Annotated in this window: 10 protein-coding genes and 2 pseudogenes; 7 read left to right on the plus strand and 5 right to left on the minus strand. The window is 40.5% G+C overall.

Translation table 11 applies throughout. The features are described from left to right. Positions 1 to 30: 30 nt before the first annotated feature. From cbiQ to RHS_RS08625, 4 genes and pseudogenes are all read left to right on the plus strand, one after another. The gene (cbiQ, locus tag RHS_RS08605; RefSeq protein WP_044296595.1) at positions 31 to 816 is read left to right on the plus strand and encodes a cobalt ECF transporter T component CbiQ; all 786 of its coding nucleotides are present in this window, start codon (positions 31 to 33) and stop codon (positions 814 to 816) included. A gap of 12 nt (positions 817 to 828) precedes the next feature. Next, positions 829 to 1,428: pseudogene (locus RHS_RS08610) on the plus strand (energy-coupling factor ABC transporter ATP-binding protein); the annotation flags it as partial. Between the two features lie 264 nt (positions 1,429 to 1,692). Then, on the plus strand, positions 1,693 to 2,490 hold the full coding sequence (locus RHS_RS08615; RefSeq protein ID WP_044290518.1) for a sirohydrochlorin cobaltochelatase: 798 nt from the start codon (positions 1,693 to 1,695) through the stop codon (positions 2,488 to 2,490). 575 nt (positions 2,491 to 3,065) lie between these two features. Further along, positions 3,066 to 3,992: an EamA family transporter gene (locus tag RHS_RS08625; protein ID WP_047832955.1), complete on the plus strand. Its 927-nt coding sequence runs from the start codon at positions 3,066 to 3,068 to the stop codon at positions 3,990 to 3,992. A gap of 16 nt (positions 3,993 to 4,008) precedes the next feature. On the opposite strand, the gene RHS_RS08630 is transcribed toward RHS_RS08625, so the two are convergent. The 5 genes from RHS_RS08630 to RHS_RS08650 form a co-directional block, all read right to left on the minus strand. Continuing rightward, on the minus strand, positions 4,009 to 5,811 hold the full coding sequence (locus tag RHS_RS08630) for a glycerophosphodiester phosphodiesterase family protein (RefSeq protein ID WP_047832956.1): 1,803 nt from the start codon (positions 5,809 to 5,811) through the stop codon (positions 4,009 to 4,011). Between the two features lie 172 nt (positions 5,812 to 5,983). Next, positions 5,984 to 6,967: an ABC transporter permease gene (locus RHS_RS08635; protein WP_047832957.1), complete on the minus strand. Its 984-nt coding sequence runs from the start codon at positions 6,965 to 6,967 to the stop codon at positions 5,984 to 5,986. Positions 6,968 to 6,976: 9 nt separating this feature from the next. Then, positions 6,977 to 8,452, minus strand: coding sequence for an ATP-binding cassette domain-containing protein (locus RHS_RS08640; RefSeq protein ID WP_047832958.1), 1,476 nt, complete (start codon positions 8,450 to 8,452; stop codon positions 6,977 to 6,979). A gap of 72 nt (positions 8,453 to 8,524) precedes the next feature. Further along, the gene (locus tag RHS_RS08645; protein WP_047832959.1) at positions 8,525 to 9,682 is read right to left on the minus strand and encodes a substrate-binding domain-containing protein; all 1,158 of its coding nucleotides are present in this window, start codon (positions 9,680 to 9,682) and stop codon (positions 8,525 to 8,527) included. Positions 9,683 to 9,707: 25 nt separating this feature from the next. Then, positions 9,708 to 10,934, minus strand: coding sequence for a uroporphyrinogen decarboxylase family protein (locus RHS_RS08650; protein WP_200889764.1), 1,227 nt, complete (start codon positions 10,932 to 10,934; stop codon positions 9,708 to 9,710). A gap of 402 nt (positions 10,935 to 11,336) precedes the next feature. Between RHS_RS08650 and RHS_RS30635 the strand changes: the two are divergent. The 3 genes and pseudogenes from RHS_RS30635 to RHS_RS30640 all read left to right on the plus strand — a co-directional run. Beyond that, positions 11,337 to 11,429 (plus strand): annotated as a pseudogene (locus RHS_RS30635) (DUF6783 domain-containing protein); the annotation flags it as partial. A gap of 54 nt (positions 11,430 to 11,483) precedes the next feature. Next, positions 11,484 to 12,701 carry an ROK family protein gene (locus tag RHS_RS08655; RefSeq protein WP_044296600.1) on the plus strand — a complete coding sequence of 406 codons (1,218 nt, stop codon included), beginning with the start codon at positions 11,484 to 11,486 and terminating at the stop codon, positions 12,699 to 12,701. 68 nt (positions 12,702 to 12,769) lie between these two features. Next, positions 12,770 to 12,892 (plus strand): hypothetical protein, encoded by a 123-nt coding sequence (locus tag RHS_RS30640; RefSeq protein WP_255348053.1) that lies wholly within the window; start codon positions 12,770 to 12,772, stop codon positions 12,890 to 12,892. Positions 12,893 to 13,115: the final 223 nt, after the last annotated feature.

The raw sequence follows: 13,115 nt of genomic DNA on the forward strand, positions 1-13,115 counted from the left end.
TAAATACTACATATTGGGAAGGTTAATAAAATGATTATCATCGATAAGCTATGTTATACTTCAAAATTAAGGTACACAAATGCTTCAGTTAAAACAGCTCTTGCAATAATTACACTTCTGTTTTGTGTAATAGATCGTTCGATTGCACTTTCTGTCTGCATTTTATTTGCAATGGGATATCTCACCATACACGTTGGCGGGATATCCCCTTCCCATTATATCAGGCTGATGCGAATACCGCTTATCTTTTTATTTTTAAGCACCATCGCCATTATTATCAACTTTTCAAAAACCCCACTCTCAGCATTTGCTATTCCGGTGGGGAATATCTTTATCACAAGCAGCCGGTCTTCCCTGCTATTTGCGGCACAGTTGATTCTTACTGCTTTGGCAAGTGTTTCCTGTTTGTATTTTTTATCCCTTTCCACACCCATTACAGACATTCTGACGGTTTTTCGTAAAATCCATTGTCCTGAACTATTAATAGAGCTGATGCTGCTCATTTACCGGTTTATTTTCGTATTATTAGATATTGCCGATTCCCTGACCTGTGCACAGCGCTCCCGTCTTGGAAATGTAAATTTAAAAACATCCTGCAGATCTATGGGCAACCTGATCTCAGCATTATTTATCCGTGCTTTCAAAAAATCTTCCTTTTTATTTGATGCAATGGAGTCCCGCTGTTATGACGGTACAATCCATGTACTGGAAGAAAATTATCCTGCAAAGAAAAAACATATTATTTATTTGATCGTATTTGAACTGACTTTGATTATCATATCCGTGATACTGCGTATCTGCGGATTACATATATAGAGGAGAAAACTTATGAATGATATTATCCTTAAAGCTGAAAACGTATGTTATGCCTATGAAGATGGCAATCAGGCATTGAAAGGAATCAACCTTGAAATTCGAAAAGGAAGAAAAATCGCATTTATGGGGGCAAATGGTTCCGGTAAATCCACTTTTTTTCTGTGTCTGAACGGCATACACCGCCCGCAAAGCGGAACAATGTACTTCTATGGATCGCCCTATGACTACAGCCGCAAAGGCCTGTTAAGTCTTCGAAGTAAGGTAGGCATCGTATTTCAGGATCCGGATAATCAGCTGTTCTCCGCCAGCGTATACCAGGAAATATCTTTTGGCATCCTGAATCTAGGTGTTGATGAGCAAACCGCTAAAAAAGAAGTGGAAGAAGTTATTGACCACCTTGAGATCACCCCTTTTCGCAGCAAGCCTACCCATGCGTTAAGCGGCGGTCAGAAAAAACAGGTTTCGATTGCAGACATTCTGGTTATGCACCCGGATGTTATTATATTTGACGAACCGGCTGCTGCACTTGACCCCAAACATACGACTCTGGTTAACCAGATCATCGATAAATTAACCAATCAGGGAATTACGGTCATTATTTCCACCCACGATGTGGATTTTGCACTAAAATGGGCTGATGACGTGGTGTTGTTTAAAGATGGTACTGTTTATATGGAAGGCGCTCCGGAAGAAGTCTTCGTCAATAAATCCATCCTTCACCAGACGAATCTGGAACAGCCGGCTGCAATTCAGCTATTTGAAAGCCTATGTAAGAAGGGAGTTCTTCTCCCCTCTCTCCCACTGCCAAAAAGCCTATCCACACTGGAAGGCTATATTGAAAAAATAAGTACAAAACCACACTATGGAGGAACGAAATTGGAAGACACGAACAAAAAACAAGCAATTCTGGTAGTTAGCTTCGGAACCAGCTATGATGAAACCAGGAAAGTAACCATTGATGCTATTGAAAATTCTATCCAGGCTGCTTTTCCGGAATTTAAAATTTACCGTGCCTGGACAAGTAAAATGATTTTAGCGAAGATTAAAAAAAGGGATGGCATCCACATCAACAATGTAAAAGAAGCCATGGAACAGATGAAAGCAGACGGGATTACCGATGTTGTCGTTCAGCCCACTCATGTAATCAACGGAATTGAAAATGATCTGATGCAGGAAGATGCTCTGTCTTACCAGGAATCATTTCATTCCATACGGTTTGGGAATCCGCTTCTTACTACGGAAGAAGATAATCAGACTGTGATACAGGCGATTGCAGGTGAATTCTCTTCTCTTTCCGAAGATGAAGTACTGGTTATGATGGGACACGGAACAACACATTATGCCAATGCTATCTATGCCGCTCTGGATTATGCATTTAAGGATTATGGACATCAAAATATATACCTGGGTACTGTGGAAGCCTATCCTTCCATGTCTTCTATCTTAAAAATGATTGCGGCAAAGAGACCGAAAAAAGTTGTTTTGGCACCATTCATGATCGTGGCAGGTGATCATGCCAGAAATGATATGGCAGGTGATGATCCTGAATCCTGGTACTGCCAGTTAAAAGAAGCCGGCTATACCGTTGAATGTGTATTAAAAGGCCTGGGCGAATATGCAAGTATCCGGGATTTATTTATCAATCATATTATGATGACTTTAAATGAAAAATAGACAAGGTACAATTTGGGTTTAGCTGATTAAGACGCTTTGTAGATGTAGGTAGTGTACGGAAAGATGGGTTTGGGAGGCGTATAGCAGAGCTGAGCATTTACTTACCTTCCCGGTGTGCTTTTTGGCGGATACAATTCGACTAGTACTGCATTGCAAAATGCAGTACTTCTCCCATCGGATTGTAAGCGGGCAGTGAGCTGCGAAATGCATCAGGATTTCGGAGCGAATGCCCGCGTGCCGCCAAAAAGTGCTCCGGGAAGGTTAGGAAATGCCAGTTCTGCGGTAAGCCTTCCAAACCAATGTCCTGGTCCGTCCCCTTCTCTTTCCGTACACTACCTACATCTACAAAGCGTCCCCTTCTCACCTAAACCCCAACATTGCTTCCTTATCTAAAGGATGTTTTAATTCCCCAGAATTCAGGAGAATTAAAACATCCTTTGTTTATCATTTAGATAGGTACAAATAATAGGGTGGATGCTAAAATTTATATTCCAGACCCTTGTATTCATTGTGCTGCGGTGCTATAATATACATATCCCCCCATAGGGGATATGTATAGAAAGGATGTGCCGATTATGAAAATAAAAATTAAAAAACATATTGCTGTATTAAGCGCAATTGCTGCGGCTGTTCTTTATTCCATAAGTTCTCCGATTTCTAAACTTCTGTTATCGGAAATACCGCCTGCACTCATGGCATCCCTGCTCTATCTGGGCGCCGGGATTGGTATGGCATCCATTAACCTGATTCAGAAAAAGGTTGTTCCCATATCGAAAGACACGCCCTTTATAAAACGGGATTTTCCTTATATTGCAGGTATGATTTTATTAGATATTGCGGCTCCATTTTTATTAATGACGGGGTTGTCGAAAGCCTCCGCCGCCAATGTATCTCTTTTAAATAATTTTGAGATTGTAGCCACTTCCCTGATCGCTTTTACCTTATTCCGGGAAAAAATCACAGGTCGCCTCTGGTTCGGTATCGGATTGATTACTCTCTCCAGCCTGATTTTATCTCTTCCTGAACCGGGAAGCCTTTCTTTCTCCTATAGCTCTCTTTTTGTACTGGGAGCGTGTGTATGCTGGGGATTTGAAAATAATTGTACCCGTATGCTTTCGAAAAACAGCCCGCTGAAAGTTGTAATCCTCAAAGGTTTTGGTTCCGGTACAGGTTCGTTACTGCTTTCTTTTCTGCTTCATGAAAATGGTATCCCTGCCCTTTATATTTTCTTCACCCTAATTTTAGGTTTTGTGTCATATGGCTTAAGTATATTCTGCTATGTATATGCCCAAAGAAGCCTGGGAGCGGCAAAAACCAGCGCCTATTACTCTATTTCGCCATTTATCGGAGTATTCCTTTCATTGATCATTTTCCGGGAAGTTCCCCATCTGAGCTTTGTATTGGCTTTCCTGGTTATGGCTGCCGGTACATACTATACTTCTACCGATGCAAAAGAAAGCCGTTTCCGGAAGTTCTCGCTCCACAGCATTTCTGTGAAGTAAGAACTTCGATCTGTTTTTATTCCTGTTTACCTAATACTTTATCTACTATTCCATCTAACATCAGATCCTGTCCCCTGGTATCTAAGACGTAGCTTGCCAGGTACTGGTTGTCGGTTATAATACCATCCACTCCCATATCTACATATTTTCGAATAGATTTTTCGTTATTTAGCGTCCATACATAGATTGGCTTTCCAGAGTCTTTTAAACGGTTGATCAGACTTCTTGTTACAAACGTTGCTTCCAGACTGAATACATCTGCTTCCTTTATATTTTCAATTTTTCCATAAGCAACTGCAGATATGGAACCTGTTTTTATTTCCGGTGCAATCTCTTTTACTTTTTTCAGTATTTTTCGGTCCATGGAGACTATCATACATTGCTCCTGATACTGGTATTGCCGGATGAGGTTAACCGTACTCTGTTCCAGATTTTGTTCATGTCCCGAACTTTTCAGTTCAATCATTAACTTAATTTTGGTTCCCGCCTCCTGTATCATCTCTTCTAGAGTGGGGATTTTTTCTCCTTTATAGCGGTAGGCAGTACGGATTCCTGCATCATACTGCCTGACTTCATCCAGATTGACTTCCCATACATTTTTCTTAACGCCGGTTGTACGTTCAAAATTAGAATCATGCATAATTACTAACTCTCCGTCTTTCGTTTCCTGGACATCAATCTCAGCATAATCTGCCTTACTATCGATGGATTCTCTCAGAGCAGCAAGGGTATTTTCAGGAGCAAACATAGCCCCCCCACGATGGGCAACTATGTCAACATGTGCCTTATCATCCCGGAGCATGGCAACGCTTACCGCATATGGTGTGTTATCAATGTACATTCCCAGAATCAGAAATACCATGACAAGAATGACTACCTTTTTTAACAGCCTCTGTAAAATATGTTTGTCATCTTTACTGCGCTCAACAGGCTCGCACTCACTTAGCTCATAATAATACACGGATATAAAGCCCAGATTGCAGACAGCCAGGCCAATGGTGCTAAGAACAATTCCAAGTCCGCTCCAAACGGTTAAATTAAACCAGAAATAATCTCTTGCTTCTAACCCGGTGTGGAAGAACCTGGCAGCCGCCAAAAGGATTGCAATTACAGCTGCCGCTACAATAATTTCGAAGGCAATGTAAAGTATATTCCAAATAATAAACGAAAAGATTGGGAATATAAATTTTTTCCTTGTTTTTCGAACGCTTTCTTTGCATCCGCCAAAGAAACTTTTATTTTCAAGTACAACCTCGTGCAGGCTGAATATCAGCCTAAATACAATTATCACCACAATCAGCATGACGATCAGAAATACAACATTTAATACTTTATTTTCCAAAATGAAATCCAGAATAAACCCCGGTATCTCAAATCCCTGAAAAGGCCCCGATGTAAAAGGGATTCCCGCAAGGGGCATAAACAATATTACAAATACCAGCAATGGAAGGTTGAAAGGTTTAAAGACTACAAACGCCTTTTTCATTGACTGAAAAAGCAGTCCCCGCACTTTGACCGGATCATCTCTTCTGCTGTGATCAAAATAAATGATAATTCCTGTTATTTCCATATATATAAAGAATGCAAGTAAAAACAGCAAAAACAGAAGTCCTAATATAAGGATTGGAGCTGAAAACAGACGTCCTACATTATCCATGGTAATATAATATAAATTCGCCCGGGACATGAGTTCTTCTAACCCATCCTGGAGAATAACCAGCCCTGTCATCCAAATCATTTTATAAATCGCCTCAAATAGCAGCAATGTTGTCCAATCCCAGCGTATTAGTTGTATTATTTTTTTAAACTTTTGAATCATAAGAGCTCCTATCCACCAGAACGTTTTTTAAATATGTTTCCCATAATATCATAATTTGTCATTTTTGCAAAGGACATAAAAATAACTGGCATACCCGATAATCAAAGTACACCAGTTAGTATTCCATTTTTATGGACATAAACACCTGCTAAATGAAAGTTATTATATATTTTTACGCTTCACCTGATCTGTTAAACTGTATTGCATTTACTAATACTGCACCTAAGATTAAACCGCCTCTTACAATATACTGGATATATTCACTTACGTTCATAAGAGTCATTCCATTTAATAAGATTCCAAGAAAAATGATACCCACAAAGGTTCCTCTTACCTTGCCGATTCCTCCATTCATGCTGGCTCCGCCAATGATTACGGATGCAATGACATCCATCTCCCATCCTTTTCCAAAGTTATGTGCCGCTGACATTACCTGGGAAGAACACATAATTCCGCCCAGAGCCGCCAATACCTGTACTCCGACCATTACGAGAATTTTCACTTTTTTTACATTGATGCCTGAAAGTCTTGCTGATTCCGGATTCCCGCCAACCGCATATACAGACCTACCAAATGTGGTATAAGACATAATGATATGTACAACAATAAATATGAAAATCAAAATAATTGCCGGTACCGGCACAGGACCTATTGATCCGGCTCCTAAAACATTATACCACGCCGGAAGAGACGTTAATGGAAAACCTTTTGACAGAAGCGCTGCAGCTCCGTACAGGACGTTCATCATCGCCAGTGTAATGATGAATGTAGGTATGTTAAATCTGGTTCTCAAATAGCCATTAAACACCCCTACCAGAGCAGCTATAATAATTGCCACAATCATCCCTGCGATGACTCCATATGCCAGCGGCATGATCCCGAGTGCTTCCAGTTTTCCTGCAGTCAGTGCCGTTATAATTCCCGACAGCGCCACCGTAGATGAAATGGACAGATCTATTTCCCCGCAGATTATAACCATCGTCATTCCAAATGCAATTACACCTTTTAAAGCTGAACTTCTCAGAATTCCAAGTAAGTTAGAACTGGTAAAAAAGCCTGTCGCTGTGAATGCAATGATGATCGTAATAATTAACAGTACTACTTCCATCACATTGGACTTTAAGATTTTTTTAATATCAACACTTTTTGTTTTCATATTGACCTCCTAGCCCATACACAACGCATATAATTCTTCCGCAGTCACGTTTTCTGGGTATACTTCATTTATGATTTTTCCCTCATACATAATTAAAATTCTGTGACAGACCTCCAGTAGTTCTTCCAGTTCTGAAGATACCATAATACTGGATACGCCTTTTCGTGACTGTTCCCAGATAATCTGGAAGATCTGCTGTTTTGCATTTACGTCAATTCCTCTGGAGGGCTCATCGAAAAACATAATCTTAGGATTTGTATTCAGCCAGTTTCCCACAACAACTTTTTGCTGGTTTCCTCCGGACAGAGACAATACCGGAAGCTGTACATCGGGAACTTTAATCTGTAATCCTTCAATCTGCCTGCTGACATATTCCTTTTCTTTGTTTCTCTGGATAAATTTGTGTTTGCCCAGATAATCAATGCTGGCTACACACAGATTTCCATAAACGGACATGATCTGAACCAGTCCTTCCTTTTTCCTGTCTTCCGGAGTTAATGCAAATCCTTTATTTCTCATCTTTACCGGATTTGGATTTTTGATTTCTTCTCCATAAAACTCAATTCTGCCGGAGTCAAAAGGATCTGCCCCAAAGATTGATTTTAACAGTTCTGTCCTGCCTGCTCCCAACATCCCGGCTATTCCCAGAATTTCATTTTCTTTGACGGAAAAGGATATATCGGAAAACACATTCTTTCTTGTTAGTCCCTGGATTTTCAGAATATCTTTTTCCCCCGCTACCAGATCCTGCGGCCTTGTCTTGATTTCTACATTTCCGAACATCATCTTTACCAGTTCTTTATGGCTGGTATCTTTCATGACTGTTTTTCCGATAAATATACCATCCCGCAGAACGGTACAGGTGTCGGCTATCTGCCACAGCTCCTGGAGTCTGTGCGATATGTAAATGATAATGACATCTTTCTCTTTGAGTCTCCGTATCATATCAAATAACAGCGTGATTTCATGATTTGCCAGTGATGATGTAGGCTCGTCCAACATTAGCACTTTGGGACTCGAGCTCATTGCTTTTACAATTTCAACCATCTGGCACTGCCACAAACTCAGGTTTGCCACCATTTCTTTTGGGGATATATCTACTTTTAAATCTTCCAAAACTGCCTGGGCACGCTTATACGTTTCTTTCCAGTCGATAAACTTCCCTTTCATAGGAAGCCTTCCCATTAAAATATTCTCGGCTACCGAGAGCCCCGGGATCAGACTTAATTCCTGATAAACAGTCGCAATTCCCTTGCTGAAGGCTTCCTGCGGAGAACTGAGCTTTAGCTTCTCATCATCTAAATAAAAATTTCCCTTTGTGGGTTCTACCGCTCCTGAGAAAACTTTTACTAACGTAGACTTTCCGGATCCGTTTTTACCTATAAATGCATGAACCTTTCCGCTTTCAAAAGATACTGTCACATCGTTAAGTGCCACTGTTCCAGGGTAAACCTTTGTTATATTTTCTGCTTTCAAAACACTCATGGTTTCACCTCTCATTTTCCAGGGCTGCCATAGAGCATATCTTACAATATGCTCCAACGGCAGCCCCAAAGCCTATTTACCTGTCTTCTCAGCCAAATCTTTTTCAAAAGCCTGTACAGCAGGAATATCATCCCTGGTTAAAACAATACCCGGTACTACAACTTCTTTTCCGTAAGAAGCCTCTTCGCCCATAATGGCCTTAATCAAAACCTCCATTGTATTATATCCGATGGTATACGGATCCTGACCCGTAACACACTGCAGAATGTTATCGTCAGACTGAATAAATGCTGCCTGCTGTTCTGCCGCATCGGTACCAAAGACAACGGTAGTTCCTGCTTTTCCAGCATTTTTCACAGCCATAGTGGCCCCGATTGTGCCTCCGTCATTTGCAGCCCAGATCATATCAATTCCGCCTTTTGATTCGTTTGCAGTCAGAATATCCCCCACTACCTGGATTGCCGTGTCCTGAAGCCATGCATCCTGATCCGCTACAATTTCCACATCCAGTCCTTCTAACTGGTCAACAAATCCGGTTCTTCTAGCCGTGGACTGTTCCGGAAGTAATGATTTGTATTCTACGATGGCAATCTTGGCTTTTCCGCCCAGTTTTTCTTCAATATATTTTCTTGCTTCTTTTCCCGTTAATTCTCCTAAGTTATAATTATCCGATGTAAACCCGCCGCATACAAAGGGAGCATCTTTAAGCTGAGTATTTCCTACTGCAATTTCCAGACCTTTTTCATTTGCCATTTTAAGAGTCTGAATGGATGAAGTTTCATTCAGCGGCGAGATTGCAATACCGTCAATTCCCTGGGTTACATAGGTATTAATTAATTCTGCCTCTTTTGCCTGGTCGTTATTGGTATTACTAAGCATACAGGTTACTCCATAATGATCTGCCGCTGCCTGATACCCCATTTGCATCAGCATCATAAACTGGTCTTCCTGAAATACAACCCCCGCTACTTTAATATCTTTTGGATCTTTCTTTGCTTCTTTTGCTGCTGACTGGTCTGTTTCTTTTGCCGCTGTTTCAGCTTCATTCGCTTCTGTCCCGTCTGCCTTTGATTCTGTTTTTGTTTCTGTTTTTGTTTCTGTTTTCGCTTCTGTTTCCTTAACGGATTCCTTTTGAGTTGCTGTGGTTCCAGCTGCCCCGCTTCCACATGCTGCTAATGATAATGTCATCCCCAATGCCATCATAACTGCTAATAATTTTTTTACCTTCATCCCGTATTCCTCCGCAATTTAATTTTTAATTGAATACATTTCCGTGTTCTTTCCGGTATTCCTGTGCCGCATCATATATTGCAAGTATTTTTTCAGGCGGTACATTTGCCTGCAGATTGTGCACCTGGTTAAAAACGTAGCCGTTCTTTCTTGAAAATATCTGTATTAACTTTTTCACTTCTGCCTGTATCTCTTCCACCGTTCCATAATTACACGTTACCTGGGTATTCGCTCCTCCGCCCCAAAATACCAGATCGTCGCCAAACCGGTCCACCAGAGTCTCGGGATCCATTCCTTTTGCCGCAATCTGAATAGGATTGAGTATCTGCACACCGGCATCGATTAAGTCCGGTATCAATTCTAAAATTGCACCGCAGCTATGTAGAAATACCTTAACTTCAGGATAATTCTCTCTAATATAACTAAATATTTTCTTGTGATAAGGTTTAATCATTTCCCTATAAACTTCTTTGGAAATCAAAGTGGATTCCTGTGAACCGAGATCATCCCCAAACTGTATGATCTGAATATATTTATGAACTCTGGGCATGAGTTTCTTCAGGCTCTCAATGTAAGAGTCAGATAACCTCTCTAAGTATGTATGTACTAATTCCGGTTCTGCTAAGAGATTCATAAAGAAATTTTCAAATCCAAAATCTGTTTCTCCGGCCTCTAAGATATTTCCTCCGAATTCCATTAAAACGGCTCTGTCCGTATTCTCGAAAGCTTCTTTTGCCTTTTGTTCCATATAGCAGATCTCTTCTTCCGTGATGACTGGAAATGTATAATTTTCCAAATCTTCTACATCTTCAGCAGACTCTAACGGATGACAGGTCTGATCGAAATAAAATCCTTCTCTTGGCATTTTTGCCAATACTTTTCCTTCCCTTTGTATCGTTAGTTCTCCGTTTTCCATTGGTATCGGATGATAGTCTTCCGGTACCATACATTTGATCCCCCTTCCATTATCTCCTTCTTTCCACCTGTCAATTTTCACCCCAAATGCTGAAGCCAGGCGGTGTACCTGAACCACATCTGCTCCCAGCCTGTCCAGGATCTCTTTCTCCGGTTCCGCCAACTGTTGAAAGACATCATATAATTTTGTAGTGGTTGTATCCAGGCCCAGATGCTCTTTTAGACTTTGATATGCCCATATACTGATACCGGTAGATCTCATGGCACCAAAATCAATTGGAATAACATCTGCTTTTTGGTGGTTCAGTGCCGCAATTATTCTTTCCCGCGAATTCATTATTTTAACCTCCCTGCTTTTTCTTAATAGTATCACCGTTGTACTAATTAATCAAGTCATTTTTCTTTTATGTAATCATTTTGTATGTATTTTACAATATTATAAATCATATTATATGCAATTATCACAAATATAATTTGATGATAATATATTGATTTTACATATATTCGAATATCTGTTAAACTCATTTTATATTAAAACAATTTTTATAGATTATGATTATTGTGAAATTTGAAAAGATTGAGGATAAACTGATGAAATTCCCCATGCTTCATTGTGAATTCTATCTTTATGGACTACGAGAGCGTGTTTTAAAATTTCTTTCTGACAGCTGCGCTCACACTTTGCGGGAGATTCGTTCCAAAGGAAGAGCTCATAGGCGGGCTATTGAATTGAAGCTAATATACCGGGAAGTGGGGCGTAGAAATGACAGGAATGAATTTTAAAACAGGCACTAATAAAAGGTATATACTGATTTACATCTTTCAGTTATAATTAGATTTATATAAATTGATTATGACCATATTAATTTTTAAGAAGGAGAATTTTATGGATACCATAGGATCTAATGCACAAGATTTGAAAGCAAGTAACCGTATGTTGGTTTTAAAAATAATAGCGACTCATTATGGACTCTCCAGAACCCAGCTTGCTTCTATCACTGGACTGTCTAAAATGTCCATCAGCAATATCGTATCGGAATTAATCTCTTCAGATTATATATCAGAATTTGAAAATCAAAAAGAGGCTACCTCTTCCGGCCGAAAACCTCTTTCCCTGAAGCTGTCCGAGCATTCCCCCTGTATCTGCGGAATGCTGATCGAGCGGGATTTTCTTCAGATCGCACTGGGGGATTTAAGCGGAACCCTTATCCTGCCTCCTGTTAATGTCCCTCTGGACAGTAATGTCCTTAGCAGCGATGAGGTTATCCAATATCTCTATCAGGCATTTGTAACGTTAAAAGACAGTACCAGTCGCAATATCATTGCTATTGGCATCTCCTCTATCGGCCCTCTGGATAGTAAAAATGGCTTAATTCTAAGACCGCCGTTTTTTCACAATATTGAGATTATGCCGATTATCTCTGAGATGACTAAATTAACAGAGATCCCGACTTATCTGATGAATGAATCCAATGCAGGCGCCCTGGCTGAAAAATTATATGGAGATGCCTCCTCCGTTGCCAATTTTTTATACCTGCATATTACCAATGGAATTGGGGCGGGAGTTGTGCTGGACAATAAATTATATGATGGAGAATTTGGGCAGAATGGGGGGCTTGGACATACTTCCATTAACTTTGCAGGCCCCAGATGTGAATGCGGAAATGCCGGCTGCTTAGAGCTTTATGCTAATATAAAGCAGCTTCGTTATCGAATACAGGAGTTAAAATACTTATATCCCGGATCTCCCCTTACACCTTTAAGTGCTCCCTCCTGGATACAAATACTGGATGCAGCGAACACGAAAGATACACTTGCCATCCTGGCATTAGATCAATTCAGCACCTACATTGCCCAGGCAATCACCAATACTTTGAATATTTTAGATCTTTCTACCATTATCATCGACTATCCGTTTAACGTACCCGGCAGTATAATGGAAGACCTGTTAGCACAAAAGCTTGCTATTTTAAGACCCCAGCCTTTTTATCACAGCATAAAGGTACAAAAATCAACTTTTATTGGAAAAGCGTCTCTGATTGGGTCTATCTCAATCGTAGCAGATAAAATTTTTCATTTTGAACTGCCTCTCTGCTTTTCCTAGTACTACAGCGAACAGATTCATCTTAAATTGGGGGTTAGCTGATTATGACGCTTTATAAATGATAGGTAGTGTACAGAAAGATGGGGGTGGGAAACTGGCATGGGCTCCGTCAGCTGGCCGCAGAACTGGTATTTTCTAACCTTTCCGAAGCGCTTTTTGGCGGCACGCGGGCATTCGCTCCGAAATCCTGATGCATTTCGCAGCTCACTGCCCGCTTAGTATCCGATGGGAGAAGTACTGCATTGTGCTATGCAGTACTAGTCGAATACTATCCGCCAAAAAACACTTCGAAATTCCGTTCTCAAGTTACCTTCCCCTTTCGGCAGCACGATCATCTAACCCATTAAAAAACTGCCGGTTTTATATATTCCGGCAGTTCTTTCCTTTTCTATCGAAATTTGACCTTTTCAACTT

This window comes from Robinsoniella sp. RHS (genome assembly GCF_001029355.1).
GTDB classification, from domain to species: domain Bacteria; phylum Bacillota; class Clostridia; order Lachnospirales; family Lachnospiraceae; genus Robinsoniella; species Robinsoniella peoriensis.